Source organism: Edwardsiella anguillarum ET080813, from assembly GCF_000264765.2.
Taxonomy (GTDB): Bacteria; Pseudomonadota; Gammaproteobacteria; order Enterobacterales; family Enterobacteriaceae; genus Edwardsiella; species Edwardsiella anguillarum.
This window is the reverse complement of sequence record NZ_CP006664.1, coordinates 342,236-361,903: the sequence shown is the minus strand read 5'-3', so window position 1 is coordinate 361,903 and position 19,668 is coordinate 342,236. Positions and strand designations below refer to the sequence as shown.

The following is a 19,668-nucleotide window of genomic DNA, read 5'->3' as shown; positions in this document are numbered from 1 at the left end:
ATGGCCAGCGCCTGGCGTTATGCCCCTTCGAAGTGATACTTCATGTCGGTGGCATGGGTCATTTTGGTCACGACCTGACGGGTCAGCTGATCGGTCAGCTTCAGTGCGTCCTGCATGGTCTGATCCTCAAACTGTTGCAGCAGCTGCTGGGCCTTCTTCGGCTGAGACTTATAGAGCGTCAGGTATTCTTGCTCCATGCTCTGCTGACGCTGGGCCGTCTGCTGCTCGAATTGATGGTAGGCGCGCTGTACGTCAGGCGCATAGGCGTTGTAATCCTGCATGACCAGGGTTTGCAGCGTGCGGAACTTCCAGTTGACGGAGTCATCGCTGGCCTGATCGCTCCCCTTGTCGTAGCCCGGCAAATAGTGCTCGATGCCCTGATAATAGGGCACATAGACACTCAGCGCGGACATCCCGAAGGCGACGTATTCCACTTCGCCGATCGCTTTGGGTAAGTTCGGACGAACCTGCAGGATGTGCGACTCCTGGGTGCGGAATACGGAGATCGGGCGGTAAGGCTCTTTCGGGTTGTTGTTGGCATAGGGGTCGTGCGCGGTTCCCTGATAATGGTTACGCAGCGCCTGCTCTACGTCGGCAATGCTGATTTTCTTGGCCGGGGTGAGGAAGACCGGGAAGTTTTTACCGTCGGTGATGGTGGTCTTCAGCTGCGGGTTGAACATGTGCTGCAGCGTCCAGACGCGCGGATAGTTATAGGTCACATCGTTTTCGACGTCCTGAGAATAGGCTTTGTGGAAGTCGAAGGCGCCGTCTTTCGGGCTGTACAGGCCATGCTGTTCGGCAAAGCTGATCAGGGTCGGGGAGCCCAGGTAGTTTGCGGTGTCTTTCGGATCATACTGACGCAGACGGCCCTGATTGGCGGAGACCAGGTATTTGTCCGCCGGCAGGCGGGTTGCCATCCACTGGTGGCCGCTGCCGGTCTCCAAATACCACAGATCGTGCTGGTCGACGAAGGCGACGCCAAAGCCTTCACCGGCGCCCTGCTGTTCGATGATCTTGCCCAGCAGCTCAACGCCCTCACGCGCGCTGTGAATACGCGGCAACACCACGCTCTGGATAGCGTCTTCCGTGATCCCGGTTTTCTCTACATAGGGATCGGCCTTCAGCGCCGGCTGCCCGTTGTAGATGGTTTCGGTCGCGGTCATTCCGACGCCGGCGGAGTTGAAGCCGGCCTCACCCATTGATTTATCCTGGGTATCAAAATCGTGAATGGCGGTGTAGCGCAGCGCCTCTTTCGGCAGCGGATAGGTAAAGTCATTGCCGTGGGATTTAAACACCCCGTGCTGATTATGGGCCGCCGGGTGGATGACCATATGTTTGGCATTATTGGCTGAGTAGTCTTCATTTCGCGCTGCGATAAAAGAACCATCGGTCGTGGCCTGATTGCCCACCAGTATCGTCGTACAGGCCATGGCCTGACCAACGCACAGCGTAGCGATCGCTGCCGCAAGCAGAGTGGTTTTCATAATTGACTCCAATCGTTATAAGTATTGTTTCGTAAATCTTCTTCACAGTAGATCGCGTTAGCGTCAGTTACAAACCCTGCTAATAAAAAGCGCGTTACCTTTTGTAAGCGGAAATGACCACGGCGCCCGTCGAGCATAACGAATCGAACAAACCGCATAAAACCGGCAAAAAGTGTGATTAATATCACTTTATGATGTAATAGTCACAAGATCATCAAATGACGGCGTGATGTCTATCAATGAATATTGCCCATTCGCCGCTACACTACGCTTTTTGTATCAGGAGAGCCTGCGATGCCCGTCTTACTTGCCATTGCCTTAACCACTGGGATTCTGTCGGCCGTGTGGGGATGGGTCGCCATCAGCCTCGGGCTATCGGTCTGGGCCGGTTTCCTGGGCTGTACCGCGTACTTCGCCTGTCCGCAGGGGGGGCTGAAAGGGCTGGGCATCTCACTGTGCACCCTGTGCAGCGGCGTGTTCTGGGCGGAGATCATCATCAACGGCAGCGCGCTGCAGCCGCACATGGCGCTGCTGGGGTATGGGCTGACCGGCGCGGTGGCCTTTCTGATGTGCGTTCAGGCCTGTCAGCGCTGGCTCTCCTTTGTTCCGGGGACCTTTATCGGCTGCTGCGCCACCTTCGCCGCCGGCGGTGACTGGCGCCTGGTGATACCGTCACTGCTGCTGGGGCTGCTGTTTGGCTATGGGATGAAGAACAGCGGCCTGTGGCTGGCTGCTCGCCGGCGCCGCAGCGTGCCGTTACCGGACGACGCGCGCACCGACGGCGCAGGGGTTCGCTAAATCGGGGACGTCTCGCTGGCGGCTTTTTCAACGATTGTCCGCCAGTGAGAGCGATATCACCTTCATCCGCTTTTTTTCTCTTTAATCCCCCGTATAATTCACCACTCTCCTAACCGCTGTTATCCCCGACCGAGGTTGTCGTGCACCATTTTACCGCTCTGATACAACGCATTGTCCCCCAGCTACATAAAGCGGCCCAGCAGGGTCCGGGACTGGTCAGAGTGGCGCTGCCCTTTGCGGCGCATGATAGCGATTCGATGCTGGCGTGGTTGGCGACCCAGCCGCTGTATCCGCAGTTTTACTGGCGCCACCGCAGCGATGAGGAAGAGGCCGCGGTGTGTGGGGCGCTGCAGGTGTTTCGCGATGCCGAGCAGGCGCAGGCGTTTATTCGGCGACACCGCCAGCCGGATCTGCGGATCTGGGGGCTGAATGCCTTCGATCGCGTGACGCTGGAGGGCTATGGTGAGGTGGAGAGCCTGCTGTTTTTGCCGCGTCTGGCGCTGCTGCGCCGCGGCGATCGGGCCGAGCTGGTGGTATACCTGTACAGCGAGACGTCGCTGCAGGCGGATCTGCCGCGGGCGTTGAGCGATCTGGCCGCGCTGCTGCCGCCGCAGCCGCTGGGTGCCCTACAGGCCCAGGTACTGAGCGCCGCGCACCAGCCCGATCACGACGCCTGGTGCGCGCTGCTGACCCAGGCGCTGGCGGCGATCGCCCGCAATGAATTTGCCAAGGTGGTGATGGCGCGCTGTACCACCCTGACCCTCAGTGAGCCACTGCGCGCGGCGCAGTTTCTGGCCGCCAGCCGGGCGGTCAACCACCGCTGCTACCACTTTATGCTGGCGTTGGCGCCGCACCGCGCATTTTTGGGATCGTCGCCGGAGCGGCTGTACCGCCGCATCGGGGTGCAGCTGGAGACCGAAGCGCTGGCCGGTACCGTCGCCCGCGGCGGAAACGAGGCGCAGCGCCGGGACAACGCGGCCTGGCTGATGCAGGATGGCAAGAATCAGCATGAAAACCTGCTGGTGGTCGACGATATCTGTCAGCGCCTGCGCAGCGGTGCGGGCGCGCCGACTCTAGAGGTGATGGCGGCGGAGATCGTGGCGCTGCGTAAGGTTCAGCATCTGCGGCGCACCATTCATGTTACGTTGAATCAGCAGGATGACGCCGAATGCCTGCGGCGCCTGCAGCCGACGGCGGCGGTGGCCGGCCTGCCGCGTGAGCCCGCACGCTATTTTATTATGCGCGATGAACCCTTTGCGCGCGGCTGGTACGCGGGATCCGCAGGCTACCTTTCGCTGGCCCAGGCCGAGTTTGCGGTTGCGCTGCGCTCGGCGCTGATCGAAGACGATCGCATCCATCTGTACGCCGGCGCCGGCATCGTGGCGGGCTCGGATCCGCAGCAGGAGTGGTTGGAGATTGAGAATAAGGCAGCCGGTCTGCGCACGCTGCTGGAGGGGGAGAGCCTGTAGCCCCCGGGGGCGAAAGCTGCGATCGGGGCGACACATGCGCAGCACACAGATTGTGATATGGGGGAGTCTGGTGTACCATATTGGTCATATTTTACATTTGATTCTCTTTTAAATCATGGTCTTACATTGTGCCTCTGCGTGAGGCGCGCTGTATGCCAACGCGTGCGTCAGGGAAGCCGCTGCCAGCCTGTTCGCTGCAGCCGTAGGACGCGCAATCCGCTAAGTCACTGTTGAGTCGCCATGTCATCTATTCTGTTTAACCGTCGCTGGGCCTCGGTGCTGCTTGAAGCGTTGACCCGTCACGGCGTACGTCATGTCTGTATCGCTCCCGGTTCCCGCTCTACGCCGCTAACGATGGCGGCGGCGGCCCATCCCCGCCTGCATAGCCATACCCATTTCGACGAGCGCGGCCTAGGGCATTTGGCGCTGGGGCTGGCCAAGGTCAGCGGCCAGCCGGTGGCGGTGATCGTCACGTCGGGAACGGCCGTCGCCAATCTCTACCCGGCGCTGATCGAGGCCGGGCTGACCGGTGAGCGGCTGATCCTGCTGACCGCCGACCGCCCGCCGGAGCTGATCGACTGCGGTGCCAACCAGGCGATCCGCCAGCAGAACATGTTCGCCTCCCACCCGACGGAAACCCTCAATCTTCCCCGGCCTACGCCGGACATCTCCGCCGCCTGGCTGGTTTCCAGCGTCGATAGCGCCATGGCCCGCCTCGACCACGGTGCGCTGCACATCAACTGCCCCTTCGCAGAGCCGCTGTACGGCGAGGATGACGACGGGCAGCAGGGATGGTCTGCGGCGCTGGGCAGCTGGTGGCAGGGCGAGACGCCCTGGCTGCAGGAGAGCACCCCCTATGCGGGCGCGGTGCGTGCAGAGGCGGATTGGGCGCAGTGGCGTCGCCGCCGCGGGGTGGTGCTGATTGGCCGCGTGGATGCCGAGGCGGGCCGCCAGGCGGCTGCCTGGGGAGAGATGCTGGGCTGGCCGGTGCTGGGGGATGTGCTGTCGCAAAGTGGCCAGCCGCTGCCCTGCGCCGATCTGTGGCTGCCCCACGCGGAGGCGCGCCGCCTGCTGGCGCAGGCCGAGATCGTCGTGCAGTTTGGTGCCAGCCTGACCGGGAAGCGCCTGCTGCAGTGGCAGGCGGCCTGCAAACCGCAGCGCTACTGGTTGATCGATCCGCTGCCGGGACGGCTGGATCCCGCCTGTCACCGCGGTCGTCGTTTGGTGGCGCCGGTGCAGGCATGGCTACAGGCTCACCCGGCGCAGCCCGCTGCGCCCTGGGCGCCCGGGCTGAAGGCGTTGGCCGAGCGGGCAGCCCAGTGCGTTGAGCAAACGCTGCAGGCGTCGTTTGGCGAGGCGCAGGTGGCGCACCGGCTGGCGCAGCTGCTGCCGCTGCGGGGACAGCTGTTTGTCGGCAATAGCCTGATCGTGCGTCTGGTCGATGCGTTGGGGCAGCTGCCCGCGGGCTACCCGGTATACAGCAACCGCGGCGCCAGCGGTATCGATGGCCTGGTCTCAACCATTGCCGGGGTACAGCGCGGCAGCGGGCTGCCGACGCTGGCGATCCTGGGCGATCTGTCGGCGCTGTACGATATTAACGGCCTGGCGCTGCTGCGCCAGGTGACGGCGCCGACGGTGGTGATCGTGGTGAACAACAACGGCGGGCAGATTTTCTCCATGCTGCCGACGCCGCCGGCGGAGCGCGAACGCTTTTACCTGATGCCGCAGAATGTGGATTTCCGCCACGCGGCGGCGCTGTTTGATTTGACCTACGCCTGCCCGACGGACTGGGCGGCGCTGAGCGACGCGGTCTCCCAGGGCTGGCGGCGCAGCGGGACGACGCTGATCGAACTGCGGGTGCCCGGCACGGCGGGCGCGGAGGCACTGCAGCAGCTGCTGGGTAAGGTGGCCGCGCTGTGATCCTGGCCTATCGCCGCCTGGCGGCCGCGTCTCCCGGTGCACCGACCCTGGTATGGCTGCATGGCTTTCTCGGCAATCACCGTGAGTGGCTGGCGCAGGCGCAGGCATTGCCGCAGTATGCGCATGTGCTGATCGATCTGCCGGGGCACGGTGACTCGGCAGCGCTGACGGTGGACGACTTTGCCCAGAGCGATGCCGCGCTGCGCGATACGCTGCGCGCCGCCGGGGTGACGTCCTATGGGCTGATCGGCTATTCGCTGGGCGGTCGCCTGGCGATGTATCATGGCTGCCAGGGCGCGCCCGGGCTATGGGCGCTGGCGGTCGAGGGGGGAAACCCCGGACTGGAGACGGCCGCGGAGCGCCAGGCTCGGTGGGCGCACGACGGCCGCTGGGCCGAGCGCCTGCGCAGCGAGCCGCTGGCGCAGGTGCTGGATGACTGGTATCGACAGCCGGTGTTCGCCGATCTGAATGCGGCGGCGCGGGCCGCCCTGGTGGCGCTGCGCGCCGGACAGTCCGGCGCGGCGCTGGCGCAGATGCTGCAGGCGACCTCGCTGGGTGTCCAGCCGCCGCTGGGCGCGGCGCTGGCGGCGCTGACCTGTCCTTTATGCTATTTATGCGGTGAGCAGGACACCAAGTTTCGCGCGCTGGCCGGGCGCTGGCGGCTGGCGGTACGTCTGATCGACGGCGCCGGCCACAACGCCCACCGCGCCAACCCACGGGCGTTTCGCGACGCGCTGGGGACCTTTTTAACGACATCAACTCCCGGCTGACGCGCCAGACGCGCCGCCGGGTCGGCACCCTTATTAACAGGAAACGTATTATGCTGTATCCAAGCGAACAAGAGCTGTACGCCCCGATCGCATGGCAGGACTGCAGCGGCGACTTTGAGGATATCCTCTATCACAAGTCCGCCGACGGTATTGCTAAAATCACCATCAACCGCCCGCAGGTACGTAACGCATTTCGCCCGCTGACGGTGAAAGAGATGCTGCAGGCGCTGGCCGACGCGCGCTATGACGACGGCATCGGGGTGATCGTGCTGACTGGCGCCGGTGATAAGGCGTTCTGCGCCGGCGGTGACCAGAAGATCCGCGGTGACTACGGCGGCTACCGCGATGACAGCGGCGTGCATCATCTCAATGTCCTCGACTTCCAGCGTCAGATCCGCACCTGTCCGAAGCCGGTGGTGGCGATGGTTGCCGGCTATGCGGTCGGCGGCGGTCACGTCCTGCATATGATGTGCGATCTGACCATCGCGGCGCAGAATGCCCAGTTCGGCCAGACCGGCCCGAAGGTTGGCTCCTTCGACGGCGGCTGGGGTGCCTCTTACATGGCGCGCATCGTCGGCCAGAAGAAGGCCCGCGAGATTTGGTTCCTGTGCCGGATGTATGACGCACAGCAGGCGCTGGACATGGGGCTGGTCAACACCGTGGTGCCGCTGGATGAGCTGGAGCGTGAGACCGTACGCTGGTGCCGTGAGATGCTGCGCAATAGCCCGATGGCGCTGCGCTGCCTGAAGGCGGCACTCAACGCGGACTGCGACGGCCAGGCCGGTCTGCAGGAGCTGGCGGGGAATGCCACCATGCTGTTCTACATGACGGAAGAGGGGCAGGAAGGGCGTAACGCGTTTAATGAAAAGCGTCAGCCGGACTTTTCCAAGTTTAAGCGGAATCCGTAATGCGTCAGGCCACGCTGTACCGCTACCGTCTGCCGGTGGACGCCGGCGTCGCGCTGCGTAACCAGCGGTTGAAAAGCCGCGATGGGCTACTGGTGCGACTGCGCGAGGACGGGCGCGAAGGGTGGGGCGAGATAGCCCCGTTACCGGAATTTAGCCGTGAAACGCTGCCCGAGGCTCAGGAGGCGGCGTGCCGCCTGCTGGCGGAGTGGCAGGCGGGCGCGGTGCCGGCGGAGAGCCCGCTGCCGTCGGTTGCCTTTGGCCTGAGCTGTGCGCTGGCGGAGCTTTCTGGCGCGCTGCCGCAGGCGGCCAACTACCGCTCGGCCACGCTGTGCAACGGCGACCCCGATGCGCTGTTTCAGGCGCTGCAGTCGATCCCCGGCGAAAAAGTGGCCAAGGTGAAGGTCGGACTGTATGAAGCGGTACGCGATGGGATGATCGTCAACCTGCTGCTGGAGGCGCTGCCGGATCTGCATCTGCGTCTGGATGCCAACCGTAGCTGGACCCGGGCCAAGGCGGATGGCTTTGCCAAATATGTCAATCCGGCCTGGCGCGATCGCATTCTGTTCCTGGAAGAGCCGTGTAAGACCCGCGATGAGTCGCGCGCCTTTGCCCGCGACACCGGGATCGCCATCGCCTGGGATGAGAGCGTGCGCGATGCGGACTTTCGCGTCGAGGCGGAGCCGGGCGTGGCGGCCATCGTCATCAAGCCGACCCTGACCGGCAGCCTGCAGCGCTGCCAGCAGCTGGTGGCGCAGGCGCACCGGGCGGGCCTGAGCGCGGTGATCAGCTCCAGCATTGAATCCAGCCTGGGGCTGAGCCAGCTGGCGCGCATGGCGGCCTGGCTGACGCCGGGCACGCCGCCGGGTCTGGATACCCTGACGCTGATGCAGGCGCAGCTGCTGCGGGCCTGGCCGGCGTGTACGCTGCCGCTGTGGGGTGAGGATGCGCTGGACGTGGTATGGCAGGCCTGAGCGGCGTTGACGACTGGCCCTGGCGTCACTGGGCGCGTCTGCGTCCGGCTGACGTCGCGCTGCGCAGCGACGGCGAGGCGATTGACTGGCGGACGCTGGCGCAGCGTATTGATGGGCTGGCCGGCGGATTCAGTGCACAGGGCGTCGCCTCCGAGGCCGTCGTTGCCCTGCGGGCGAAGAATGGGCCCGAGATGCTGTATGCCTATCTGGCGCTGCTGCAGCTGGGCGCCCGGGTGCTGCCGCTGAATCCACAGCTGCCCGCCGCGCTGCTCGGCGTCCTGCTGCCGCGGCTCAACGTGGCCTTTGCGCTGGACCTAGCGCCCGGGTCTGCGTTGAGCTGGTCCGAGGGGATTCCGCCGCTGCATTTGCGTTCGGGGTCGGCCGCGGCGTCTGCCCCATGGGCGCCCCGGCGCCAGGCGACGCTGACGCTGACCTCGGGCTCCAGCGGGCTGCCCAAGGCGGCGGTGCATACGGCGGCCGCGCATCTGGCCTCGGCCCGGGGCGTGCTCTCCCTGATACCGCTGACGGCGCAGGATACCTGGCTGCTGTCGCTGCCGCTGTACCATGTCTCTGGACAGGGGATCGTCTGGCGCTGGCTGCTCGCCGGCGCTCGCCTGGCGCTGCGTGCGATGCACCCGCTGGAGCGGGCGCTGGACGGCTGTAGCCATGCGTCGCTGGTGCCGACCCAGCTGTGGCGTCTGCTGCAGTCGCCGCAGCCGGTGGCCCTGCGCGACGTTTTGCTGGGAGGGGCGATGATCCCGCTGGCGCTGACCCAGGCGGCGGAGGCGCGCGGTATTCGCTGCTGGTGCGGCTATGGTCTGACGGAGATGGCTTCAACGGTGTGCGCCAAGCGTGCGGATGCCCTGCCGGGCGTGGGGACGACGCTGCCGCAGCGTGAGGTTTGCCTGGCGGCGGACGGCGAAGTCCTGCTGCGCGGCGACAGCATGGCCTGCGGTTACTGGCGGGATGGCCGCCTGCACCCGCTGCTGGGTGACGACGGCTGGTTCCATACCCGCGATCGCGGGGCGTGGGCGTCCGGCGAGCTGCGCATACTGGGGCGGCTGGATAACCAGTTTTTCAGCGGGGGCGAGGGGATCCAGCCGGAGGATATCGAGCGTATTCTGCAGCAGCATCCGGCGGTTTCTCAGGCCTTTATCGTGCCGGTGGATGACGCCGAGTTTGGCCAGCGTCCGCTGGCGGTGGTGGAGTGCAGCGTGGCGACGGCGTCGCTGGCCGCCTGGCTGGAAAACCGGGTAGCGCGCTTTCAGCGTCCGGTGGCCTGGCTTCTGCTGCCCGAAACGCTGAAAAGCGGCGGGATTAAAATCGCTCGCCGTCAGGTGCAGCAGTGGGCCGTGCAGGCCTACCGCGCGCAGGGGCTCTGACCTGACGGTACCCGGTGCCGCCGGCTCGCCGTACGGCGACGTCGGGATAATCTTAAATAATGCGCCCGGACTGGCAACGAGGCGCTTTTTTTATTCTGTTTCTCCGGACTTCCCGCTATGCTAACGCCCTCGGGGCGCTCTGCGCCACGCCTCCCGCAGCCGTTCTTACGCGGAGCGGGGCGGTGAGCCGATGACCCCGCTGGGCGGGCGGATGCCGGAGGCGCATTTTTCACCGGCGGAGCGATGGACGTCGGGAAAATGTTGGAGCACATTTTTTAATGTTTGATAAGGAAAATTCAATGAAGAAGTCGTTTTACTGCCTGGTAGCCGGCAGCGCGCTACTGCTGAGCGGGGCGGCTCAGGCGATCAGTCTGAACGGACAGGCCGGTAAGGATTTTACCAATCTTGAGGTCGGTCTGGGGACCGGGTCGTCAGGCCTGTACTCCACCCTGAACTGGGCACACAGCGATAACGACGGTGATATCGTTGGCCTGGGACTGGGGTTGGGCGTCCCCCTGGGTTCCGCCATTATTTCCGTGGGCGGTAAGGCCATGTATATGAATCCGAAGCACAGCGGCGGCGGCAGCGATGACTATGCCGTGGCGATCGGCGGCGGGGTTAACCTGCCGCTGGGGCAAAGCTTCGCGCTGTACGGCTCGGCCTACTATGCGCCGGACTCCCTCTCCAGCGGGATCAAGGACTACACGGAGGCCACCGGTGGGGTGCGCTGGAACGTGATGCGTCCGCTGAGCGTGGACGTCGGCTATCGCTACATTAACCTGGCCGGCAAAAACGGCCACCGCGATAACGCGATCGCCGATGGCCCCTACGTTGGCGTCGGTCTCAGCTTCTGACGATCGGTGCGGCGGCGCAGATGCGCCGCCTGCTTTTCCCGCGCCTCCCTTTTCGTCGCCGCCCCCACTCTCCCTTTTTTCCTATTCTGGCTCAGTACATCAGCGGCAGCCCCAGTCCCCGTTTGATCGCCATCAGCGTTTGCTGGCTAACTTCGCGCGCCCGTTCGCTGCCCGCCTGCAGGATCTGCAGCAGCTGGGCGCGATCCGCCAACAGCTCGGCGCGCCGCTGCCGGATCGGCGCCAGCAGGGTCTGCAGACACGCCTCTAGCTCGCGTTTACACTGGCTGTCACCGAGGCCGCCGCGGCGGTAGTGCGCCTTCATCTCGGCCACCCGTTCGGCGCAGGGATGAAAGGCGTCGAGATAGGTGAAGACGACGTTGCCCTCGACCCGTCCCGGATCGCTGACCCGCAGATGGGCGGGATCGGTGTACATGGCGTGAACCGCCGCCCGGATCTGCGCGGGATCGGCGCTGAGCGGCAGGGCATTACCCAGGGATTTGGACATCTTGGCGTTGCCGTCGATGCCCGGCAGCCGGCCTACCTGGCTGAGAATCGCCTGGCAGGGACGTAGCACCGGCTGCGGCAGCAGGGCGTTCATCCGCTGGACGATCTCGTTGGTTTGCTCCAGCATCGGTAGCTGATCGTCGCCGACCGGGATGCGATCGGCGCAGAACGCGGTGATATCGGCGGCCTGACTTATCGGATAGAGCAGAAAACCGGCCGGCAGCGCGTTGGCAAAGCCCTTCTGGGCAATTTCGTTTTTTACCGTGGGGTTCCGCGCCACGCGCGCCACGCTGACGATATTCATGTATAGCATCGTCAGCTCCGCTAGCGCGGGCAGCGCTGACTGCAGGCACAGCGTAGCCCGCCGGGGATCGAGACCGACCGCCAGGTAGTCCGCCATCACCTGTAGAATGTTGTCCGCCACCTTTTGCGGGCGGCTGCCGTTATCGGTCAGCCCCTGCAGATCGGCGATCATCACATACAGCGGGAAGCGCTGCTGCAGCGCCAGACGCTGGCGCAGGGAGCCGACGTAGTGGCCGAGATGCAGCGGGCCGGTGGGGCGATCGCCGCTCAGGCAGATGTGCTGTTCAACGTCGTTGGGGGAAGAAAGGTGTTGCATGGTCGCTCTCCGTTAATCGATAGCTGCGCCGGAGTGCGTCCATAGAAAACATCAAGCCGCCTTCCGGCGGCTTGGTCACTGAAATTAGAAGTACACAGTATCGGGCCGCCGCAGTAAACGGCGCCACCAGCGAAGGGGGGGCAGACGGGACAGTGTGCTTTTCATCGCTTCACCATACTGCCTTATCCCACCTCTGGCAAGAGCCCGGCCGCGATCGACAGCTGTATGGCGATCACCGCGACGCCGCACAGCAGCACCAGCCACAGCAGCGGACGGCCGCCGGCGACTCGGTAGCCGTTGGGCAGTCCGCCGTGGCGACGGCGGGTCTGCCATACCAGTAGCGCCGGCAGCAGCAGCGCCAGCACCGCCAGCGCGATGGCGGCGTAGCCCAGCGCCATGACGAACCCCTGTGGATAGAACAGGGCAAAGGCCAGGGGCGGAATAAAGGTCAGAATGCCGGTCTGCAGTCGCCCAGAGGCGTTACGGCGGCGCTGGAACAGATCGCCCAGATAGTCAAACAGTCCCAGCGATACGCCGAGAAACGAGGTCGCCAGCGCCAGATCGGCGAACAGATGCACCGCCAGCTCGACGTGAGGCGTCGCCACCACGGCGCGCACCGCCTGCAGCAGTCCGTTCAGCCCGGCGTGGGTCGCCAGCAGGCCGAGAAAGGTGTGGTTACTGATGGCGCCCAGGGTGGCCAGCTGCCAGAAAATGTAGGCCAGCAGTGGAATGGCGCTGCCGGTAATAAAGATGAGCCGCAGGCGGCGCATATCGCCTTTCATGTAGCTGACGATGCTCGGCACGCTGCCGTGGAACCCAAAGGAGGTAAAAATGACCGGAATGGCCGACAACGCCAGCCCTTTTTCCAGCGGCAGGCTGAGCAGGTTGGTGCGCTGAATATGGGGCATCATCAGCGCCAGCATCACGACTAGCAGCACGATTTTGGCGCTGAACAGCAGGCGGTTGAACAGATCGACCGAATGGGTACCGACGCTGACAATCGTGCCGCCGACCAGCGTAAACAGCAGTACGCCGAGGGTCGGCGAGACCGACAGCGACAGCCACTGCCCCAGGCTGGCGGCCAGCAGCTCGCCGGCGCCGCTGATATAGGCCGCGGTGAGCGCGTACATGAGGAACAGCATGCTGATACCGGCCAGCCATTGGCCGGGTCGTCCCAGATAGCGGCGGGCCAGGGTGCCCAGCCCCTCATCGGCCGGGGCATGCTGATAGACTTCGACCATCAGCAGGGCCGTATAGCACATCAGCGCCCACAGCGCGATCAGCATCACCAGCGTGGTGCTAAAGCCGACGCCGGCGGCGGCCAGCGGCATCGCCAGCATCCCTGCGCCAATGGTGGTTCCTGCCACGATAAAAATACTGCCAATTGTACGATTTCTCACGCTTTCCTCTGCTTTACTGCTCCAGGGAGTTATTTCATGGCAGCGTACGGGAAAAAATCACCTTCGTCAAACTGGCGTTACATTATATGTAATTATTTGTTTACACAAAAAAGGGCGCCGTCGGCGCCGGATCGCCCGCGGTGGCGCGGCGGGAGATCTTGTGCATCGGCCGGACACTTCCTAAAGTGGGGGAGGGTCTAAAACGGAGTGAACCATGTTACGAGTTGAGATGTTGAGCAGCGGCGATGAGGTGCTGCACGGTCATATCCTGGATAGCAACGCGGCCTGGCTGGGGCGCTGGCTGTTTGAGCGCGGCGTGCCGCTGTGCGGCCGCGCGACGGTGGGCGATGAGATCGCGGCGCTGTGTGCGGCGATAGAGGGCGCCGCTCGCCGCGCCGATGTGCTGATCGTCAACGGCGGGCTGGGGCCGACCCGTGACGATCTCAGCGCGCAGGCGGCGGCTCAGGCGCTGGGTGTGGCGCTGGAGGAGAACGACGCCTGGATGGCGCGGATGCAGGCGTGGTTCGCCCAGCGCGGACGGAGTATGCCCCCCAGCAACCGCAAGCAGGCCTGGCTGCCGGCCGGAGCCGAGGTGCTGGATAACCCGATCGGCACCGCCTGCGGCTTTGTGGTTACGTTGCATAAGTGTATTGTTTTCTTTACGCCTGGCGTGCCCAGCGAGTTTATGATGATGGTCGAGCAGCAGATCCTGCCGCGTCTGCGGCAGCGTTTTCGTCTGCCGCCGCCGCCGCTGTGTCTGCGGCTGAGCACCTTTGGTCGCACCGAGAGCGGTCTGGCTGAACAGCTGGATACGCTGGCGCTGCCGCCCGGCTGTACGCTGGGCTACCGTTCCGCGTCACCGATCATCGAGCTGAAGCTAACCGGTCCCGCCGGGCAGGCGGCGGCGATGGAGGCGGCCTGGGCCCGGATCCGCGCCGCGGTGGCGGAGAACCTGCTGTTTGACGGATGCGACGGCGTCGCCGCGCGTGCCGCCGCCGCGCTGCGACGCGCGGGTGTCACTCTGGCGCTGAGCGAACAGTTCAGCGCCGGGCTGATCCACTGTTGGCTGCGGGCGGCGGATGCGCCGCTGGCGAACGGCGAGCTGCTGGCGCATGAGGGGCACCCGACGCTGGAGCAGGTGATGGGCCGGGCGCGGATGCTCTCCGCCGGTCGCGCGGGGGCGCTGACGCTGGCCAGCGGTGAACTGCTGGAGGATACCCTGACGCTGGCGCTGCATACTCCGCGGAGAAGCTTTGGCCAGACGCTGTGCTTTCCCTCTGCCCGCCACAGCCAGACGCTGCGTCGGGAGGCGTGCGCGACGCTGGCGCTGGATATGCTGTGCCGCTATCTGGACGGGCGCTCGCCCTTTGGGCGCTACGAGTGGCCGCGCTGTTTGGAACGGCGGGAGGAGGCCTAGAGTGTGCAGGGATGCCGCCTAGCCGAGCCGCTGCAGCACCTGCTCTATCGCCGCGCGCAGCTGCGCCCGATCGTGGCGGTAGGTAATGTCGTCGGCGGCCAGCGTTCCCTGTACGATGGTGACGCCTGCGCCGAGGCCGCCGATCTCGGTTTGCGGACCGACGATCGCGGCGTCGATGTGGCGCCCGCCCATGGCATCGCTCAGGCGTCGCAGCTTTTCTGGCAGCCGCAGCGCGCCGGCCGGGCTATGTTCACGGGCCAGGTTGCCTATATAGACCAGCGGCGCCCCGGTGCGCCGCAGCGCCTGGCTGAGATCGTCGACCAGCAGGATGGGCATCAGGCTGGTGAAGTAGCTGCCGGGGCCCAGCAGGATAAGGTCGGCGCGGCCAATGGCCTCAATCGCCTCGCGGGTTGCGCAGACGGAGGGGGAGAGCATCAGCTGGCGCGGCATCTGCTGCAGCCTATCGATATCGACCTCGCCGTGGATACGGCTGCCGTCCTCGGCGATGGCGCAGAGGTCGGTCGGCTGTTCGGACATGGGGATCAGCTGGGCGTCCACCTTCAGCAGGCTGCGGATCAGGTTAATCGCCTCCAGCGGCCGCACGCTCAGGTGATCTAGCGCCTTGAGCATCAGGTTGCCCAGATTGTGCCCCGCCAGCTCACCGCTGCCGTTAAAGCGGTATTCAAACATGGCCGAGGCGACGCTGGGTTCGGTGATCAGTTGGTTCAGACAGTTGCGCAGATCGCCCCAGGCGATGCCGCCTTCGGCGCGCCGGATGCGCCCGGTCGAGCCGCCGTTATCGGTGGTGGTGACGATGCCGGTCAGCCGCGGGCCAAGGGCGCAGAGTGCCGACATGACGCGGCCCAGCCCATGGCCGCCGCCGAGGGCGACCACACAGTCCAAATCAGCCAGGGTGCGGTTTCGCATAGGGTTCCTTTTCGGGCGCGGTGAGGGCGCCTACGATAGCGGATCGGCGCGAAAAAGGCGAAGCCGCGCGGCGGTTGCGTGACATGTATCAATTGCAACCGGCGTGATTTTGGTTACTATGAAAACTAAGCTACTGAGATATAAGCGTTATATTTTTAATTATATAACGCTTGGCCGCTGCAGAGAGTCGCGCTGCATCGGTCCGTTGACCGTCGCGTCTTTTTTGCCCCGGAGTGCGTCTGCGCCGTCCGAGGCAAAGAAGAGGTTTCAGCAACAGCTCGCTATGGCCTGCGGCAGTGCGCCGCCCGCCGCGGGTATTTTTGAACTCCGAGCCCTGATGCCTAAGTGTGCGCTCCCGCGCAGATAAGGTTTCTTGGCCGTGGCTTCGCGCCACCAGGGTGTCAGGTAGAAATGCCGGCGCCTCCCGACTTGGAAAGGTGTTTATCGTGTCCCAGTTAACCGACGCATTCGCGCGCACGTTCTATTATCTGCGCCTGTCAGTCACCGATGTGTGCAACTTTCGTTGCACCTACTGCCTGCCGGACGGCTATCGTCCAGATAGCCACGGCGCCAAGCGCTTCTTGTCGCGCGATGAGATCCGCCGTATCAGCCATGCCTTTGCCGCGCTGGGCACCGAAAAGGTGCGTCTGACGGGGGGGGAGCCGACCCTGCGCCGCGACTTTTGTGATATCGTCGCCGCCGTACGTGAGAATCCCGCCATCCGTACGCTGGCGGTGACCACTAACGGCTACCGTATGGCGCGCGACGTCGGCGCCTGGCGCGATGCGGGGCTGACGGCGATCAACGTCAGCGTGGACAGCCTGGATGCCCGCCAGTTTCACGCCATTACCGGCGAGGATCGCTTCGCGCAGGTGATGGCGGGGATCGATGCGGCCTTTGACGCCGGCTTCGAGCGAATCAAGGTCAATACCGTGCTGATGCGCGGCGTCAACGACGGCAGCCTGCAGGCCTTTTTGCACTGGATCCGCCGCCGGCCGATTCAGATGCGTTTTATCGAGCTGATGGAGACCGGCGACGGCAGCGAACTGTTTCGCCGCCATCACGTGTCCGGCTCGACGATCCGCGCCCAGCTGCTGGCGGCGGGCTGGCAGCGTCGGCTGCCGGGGCGCAGCGACGGTCCGGCGCAGGTCTTCTGGCATCCCGATTATCTGGGCGAAGTCGGTCTGATCATGCCCTATGAGAAGAACTTTTGCGCCAGCTGTAACCGCCTGCGGGTGTCCGCCGTGGGCAACCTGCATCTGTGCTTGTTCGGCGAGCAGGGGATCGCCCTGCGCGATCTGCTGCAGGAGGATGCGCAGCAGGCCGCGCTGCAGGCGCGCATCGCCGCGGCCCTGCGCCATAAGCGGGAGAGCCACTTCCTGCATCAGGGCGACAGCGGCCATACCCAGAACCTTTCTTTCATCGGCGGCTAGTCCGCCGGGTAGACCCACCTTTTATACAGCGAAGAACGATGAGCCAGTTAACCCATATTAATGCGGCCGGCGAGGCGCACATGGTTGACGTTTCCGCCAAGGCGGAGACGGTACGTGAGGCGCGCGCCGAGGCCTATGTCACTATGCGCCAGGAGACCCTGGCGATGATCATCGACGGTAAGCACCCCAAGGGGGATGTGTTTGCTACCGCCCGCATCGCCGGTATCCAGGCCGCCAAGAGCACCTGGCAGCTGATCCCGCTGTGTCACCCGCTGCTGCTGAGCAAGGTTGAGGTGACGCTGAGCATCGAGCCGGCCCACAGTCGGGTACGCATCGAGACCTGCTGCCGTCTGTGCGGCAAGACCGGGGTGGAGATGGAGGCGCTGAGCGCCGCCTCGGTGGCCGCGCTGACCATCTATGACATGTGCAAAGCGGTGCAGAAAGATATGGTGATCGGCCCGGTGCGCCTGCTGGCCAAAAGCGGCGGCAAGTCCGGGGATTTTCACGCGGGGGAGGTACAATGATCCAGGTGCGTTTTTTTGCCCAGGTGCGCGAGCTGACCGGCTGCGCCGAGTTGGCCTGTGAGTCCTGTCGGGATGTCGAGACGCTGCGCGCCGCGCTGGCGCAGCGCGGCGATAAATGGGCGCTGGCGCTGGAGCCGGGCAAGCTGCTGGTCGCCGTGAATCAGACCATGGCGCCCTTCGACCACCCGCTGCAGGAGGGTGACGAGGTAGCCTTTTTCCCACCGGTGACCGGAGGCTGACATGCAGGATACCCAGATCGTCGTCAGCGCCGCCCCTTTTTCCGTTGCCGAACAGTATCAGTGGCTGGCGCAGCGGAATGAGGACGGGGCGGTAGTGACCTTCAGCGGCAAGGTACGCAACCATAACCTGGGCGATGACGTCAGCGCGCTGACCCTGGAGCACTATCCGGGCATGACGGAGAAGGCGCTGGAGGAGATAGTCGCGCTGGCGCGCCGCCGTTGGCCGCTGGGGCGCGTCGCGGTGTATCACCGCGTCGGACCGATGCTCCCCGGTGAGGAGATCGTGTTTGTCGGGGTGACCAGCGCACACCGTGGCATGGCCTTTGAGGCGGCGGAGTTCATCATGGACTACCTGAAGACCCGCGCCCCTTTCTGGAAGCGGGAGACCTCGGAGGGGGCCGATCGCTGGGTCGATGCCCGCGACAGCGATCGCCAGGCGGCCGAGCGCTGGTAGCGCCGATACGCAGCGAATGCCGCCGACGTGGATTTCTCGCCGGAGCTGGCCTATAACTGTTGTGATTATCCGTGGATAAAAGGAGTCGGGATCATGGCAGTCATCGTTATTGTGTATCACAGCGGCTATGGACACACCGCGCGCGCGGCAGAGGCCGTGGCACAGGGGGCCCGCGCCGTCGCCGGCGCGCAGGTCAGCCTGCTGCCCATCGACAGCGAGGGCAATCTCCCCGCCCAGGGCTGGGAGCAGCTGGCGGGCGCGGATGCCATCATCATGGGCTCGCCGACCTATATGGGCGGCCCCTCCTGGCAGTTCAAAAAATTCGCCGACGCCTCCTCCAAGCCCTGGTTCAGCCAGAGCTGGAAGGATAAGCTGTTTGCCGGCTTCACCAACTCGGCCAGTATGAACGGCGATAAGCTCTCCACCCTCGATTATCTGTTTCACCTGTCTCAGCAGCACGGCGGGCTGTGGGTGGGAATGGGGATGCTGCCGTCCAACGGCAAGGCGGCCCAGCGTAATGATGTGAACTACATCGCCGGGTTTTCCGGCCTGATGACCGTGTCGCCCTCCGACGCCACTCCGGATGAGGCCCCGCTGCCGGGCGATCTGGAGACAGCGCGCCGCTTCGGCGCCCGGGTCGCCGCGGTGGCCCTGCGCTGGCATACACCGGCGTAAGCCCCGCTGTACGCCGCCGGCGTCGCGATGCGTCGGCGAGCGGCATAATTGTTTGAGCGAGATCGCATTTTTTTATGTTAGGCTTAAGTGAGTGACATAGCACTCATCCGCCCGCGGTGTCTATGGCCCGCGGGCACGTTTTTTTCGCATTATGAAGGGTCATTCCATGGATCGTTATCCACGTACAAACGGCACCCTGGCAGCGCGCGCAGGCAGCGGCATTCAGGCCTATATGGCCCAGGTGTATGGCTGGATGTGCTGCGGTCTGCTGCTGACGGCGCTGGTTGCCTGGTATGCCGCGCGGACACCGGCGGTGCTTAACCTGATCTTCGCCAACAAGATGGTCTTTTTCGGGCTGATCATCGTTCAGCTAGGGGTGGTGTTCGTCCTGTCCGGGATGGTCAACCGCCTGAGCGGCGCCGCCGCGACCTCGCTGTTTATGCTCTACTCCCTGTTGACCGGGCTGACGCTGTCCAGCATTTTCATCGTCTATACCTATAGCTCCATCGCCAGCACCTTCGTGGTGAGCGCCGGTATGTTCGGCGCCATGAGCCTGTATGGCTATACCACCAAGCGCGATCTGAGCGGCATGGGATCGATGCTGTTTATGGCCCTGATCGGCCTGGTGCTGGCCTCGCTGGTCAACATCTGGCTGAAGAGCAGCGCGCTGACCTGGATCGTGACCTACGCCGGGGTGCTGATTTTCGTCGGGCTGACCGCCTATGATACCCAGAAGCTGAGAGTGATGGGTGAGCAGCTCTCCGCCGACGATCGCGACGGCTTCCGCCGCTATGCGATCATGGGCGCGCTGACGCTGTATCTGGACTTTATCAACCTGTTCCTGATGCTGCTGCGCATCTTCGGCGATCGCCGCTAGCCCTGCGCTGTCGAGGCGTTAAATCCAGCGACTCATACCGGCC

General features: G+C 64.5%; 19 protein-coding genes and 1 riboswitch. Of the genes, 15 read left to right on the top strand and 4 right to left on the bottom strand.

The genetic code is table 11. The features are described 5' to 3' along the window. Window positions 1–17 precede the first annotated feature (17 nt). Window positions 18–1,484: a C69 family dipeptidase gene (locus tag ETEE_RS01610; protein ID WP_034162608.1), complete on the bottom strand. Its 1,467-nt coding sequence runs from the start codon at window positions 1,482–1,484 to the stop codon at window positions 18–20. A gap of 294 nt (window positions 1,485–1,778) precedes the next feature. Between ETEE_RS01610 and ETEE_RS01605 the strand changes: the two genes are divergently transcribed. From ETEE_RS01605 to ETEE_RS01570, 8 genes are all read left to right on the top strand, one after another. After that, complete coding sequence (locus tag ETEE_RS01605) at window positions 1,779–2,282, top strand: DUF1097 domain-containing protein (protein ID WP_034162607.1); 504 nt, start codon at window positions 1,779–1,781, stop codon at window positions 2,280–2,282. 140 nt (window positions 2,283–2,422) lie between these two features. After that, window positions 2,423–3,751, top strand: coding sequence for an isochorismate synthase MenF (gene menF, locus ETEE_RS01600; protein WP_034162606.1), 1,329 nt, complete (start codon window positions 2,423–2,425; stop codon window positions 3,749–3,751). Window positions 3,752–3,991: 240 nt separating this feature from the next. Then, the gene (gene menD, locus ETEE_RS01595; RefSeq protein ID WP_034162605.1) at window positions 3,992–5,671 is read left to right on the top strand and encodes a 2-succinyl-5-enolpyruvyl-6-hydroxy-3-cyclohexene-1-carboxylic-acid synthase; all 1,680 of its coding nucleotides are present in this window, start codon (window positions 3,992–3,994) and stop codon (window positions 5,669–5,671) included. Then, window positions 5,668–6,441, top strand: coding sequence for a 2-succinyl-6-hydroxy-2,4-cyclohexadiene-1-carboxylate synthase (menH, locus tag ETEE_RS01590; RefSeq protein ID WP_034162604.1), 774 nt, complete (start codon window positions 5,668–5,670; stop codon window positions 6,439–6,441). The genes menD and menH overlap by 4 nt, the downstream gene beginning before the upstream one ends. 50 nt (window positions 6,442–6,491) lie before the next feature. Beyond that, window positions 6,492–7,349 carry a 1,4-dihydroxy-2-naphthoyl-CoA synthase gene (gene menB / locus ETEE_RS01585; protein WP_034162603.1) on the top strand — a complete coding sequence of 286 codons (858 nt, stop codon included), beginning with the start codon at window positions 6,492–6,494 and terminating at the stop codon, window positions 7,347–7,349. Beyond that, a complete protein-coding gene (gene menC, locus ETEE_RS01580; RefSeq protein WP_034162602.1) occupies window positions 7,349–8,320 on the top strand; it encodes an o-succinylbenzoate synthase in 972 nt (323 codons plus the stop codon). The genes menB and menC overlap by 1 nt, the downstream gene beginning before the upstream one ends. Continuing rightward, window positions 8,308–9,702, top strand: a complete 1,395-nt coding sequence (menE, locus tag ETEE_RS01575; protein ID WP_034162601.1) for an o-succinylbenzoate--CoA ligase — start codon at window positions 8,308–8,310, stop codon at window positions 9,700–9,702. Before menC ends, menE begins: the two co-directional genes overlap by 13 nt. Window positions 9,703–10,001: 299 nt before the next feature. Further along, window positions 10,002–10,556: a YfaZ family outer membrane protein gene (locus ETEE_RS01570; protein ID WP_034162600.1), complete on the top strand. Its 555-nt coding sequence runs from the start codon at window positions 10,002–10,004 to the stop codon at window positions 10,554–10,556. Window positions 10,557–10,647: 91 nt separating this feature from the next. Here the strand turns inward: ETEE_RS01570 and trpS are convergent, their stop codons facing one another. Both trpS and tyrP read right to left on the bottom strand, forming a co-directional pair. Next, complete coding sequence (gene trpS, locus ETEE_RS01565; RefSeq protein WP_049640964.1) at window positions 10,648–11,679, bottom strand: tryptophan--tRNA ligase; 1,032 nt, start codon at window positions 11,677–11,679, stop codon at window positions 10,648–10,650. A 182-nt stretch (window positions 11,680–11,861) separates the two neighbouring features. Then, window positions 11,862–13,079, bottom strand: coding sequence for a tyrosine transporter TyrP (gene tyrP, locus ETEE_RS01560; protein WP_034162599.1), 1,218 nt, complete (start codon window positions 13,077–13,079; stop codon window positions 11,862–11,864). A gap of 214 nt (window positions 13,080–13,293) precedes the next feature. On the opposite strand from tyrP, the gene ETEE_RS01555 reads away from it, so the two are divergent. After that, window positions 13,294–14,496 (top strand): nicotinamide mononucleotide deamidase-related protein YfaY, encoded by a 1,203-nt coding sequence (locus ETEE_RS01555; protein WP_034162598.1) that lies wholly within the window; start codon window positions 13,294–13,296, stop codon window positions 14,494–14,496. A gap of 18 nt (window positions 14,497–14,514) precedes the next feature. On the opposite strand, the gene ETEE_RS01550 is transcribed toward ETEE_RS01555, so the two are convergent. Beyond that, on the bottom strand, window positions 14,515–15,423 hold the full coding sequence (locus tag ETEE_RS01550) for a gluconeogenesis factor YvcK family protein (protein ID WP_034162597.1): 909 nt from the start codon (window positions 15,421–15,423) through the stop codon (window positions 14,515–14,517). Window positions 15,424–15,736: 313 nt separating this feature from the next. Continuing rightward, window positions 15,737–15,879, top strand: a riboswitch (molybdenum cofactor riboswitch). Between ETEE_RS01550 and moaA the strand changes: the two genes are divergently transcribed. From moaA to ETEE_RS01520, 6 genes are all read left to right on the top strand, one after another. Then, window positions 15,867–16,856: a GTP 3',8-cyclase MoaA gene (gene moaA, locus ETEE_RS01545; RefSeq protein WP_034172518.1), complete on the top strand. Its 990-nt coding sequence runs from the start codon at window positions 15,867–15,869 to the stop codon at window positions 16,854–16,856. It overlaps the preceding riboswitch by 13 nt. 38 nt (window positions 16,857–16,894) lie before the next feature. Then, window positions 16,895–17,380 carry a cyclic pyranopterin monophosphate synthase MoaC gene (gene moaC, locus ETEE_RS01540; RefSeq protein WP_034162595.1) on the top strand — a complete coding sequence of 162 codons (486 nt, stop codon included), beginning with the start codon at window positions 16,895–16,897 and terminating at the stop codon, window positions 17,378–17,380. After that, entirely contained in the window at window positions 17,377–17,619 is a 243-nt protein-coding gene (gene moaD / locus ETEE_RS01535; RefSeq protein WP_034162594.1) for a molybdopterin synthase sulfur carrier subunit, read from the top strand. The genes moaC and moaD overlap by 4 nt, the downstream gene beginning before the upstream one ends. Before the next feature lies 1 nt (window position 17,620). Next, window positions 17,621–18,073, top strand: coding sequence for a molybdopterin synthase catalytic subunit MoaE (moaE, locus tag ETEE_RS01530; protein WP_034162593.1), 453 nt, complete (start codon window positions 17,621–17,623; stop codon window positions 18,071–18,073). 93 nt (window positions 18,074–18,166) lie between these two features. Further along, the gene (locus ETEE_RS01525; RefSeq protein WP_034162592.1) at window positions 18,167–18,748 is read left to right on the top strand and encodes a flavodoxin family protein; all 582 of its coding nucleotides are present in this window, start codon (window positions 18,167–18,169) and stop codon (window positions 18,746–18,748) included. 166 nt (window positions 18,749–18,914) lie between these two features. Beyond that, complete coding sequence (locus tag ETEE_RS01520; RefSeq protein WP_012849172.1) at window positions 18,915–19,625, top strand: Bax inhibitor-1/YccA family protein; 711 nt, start codon at window positions 18,915–18,917, stop codon at window positions 19,623–19,625. Window positions 19,626–19,668 lie beyond the last annotated feature (43 nt).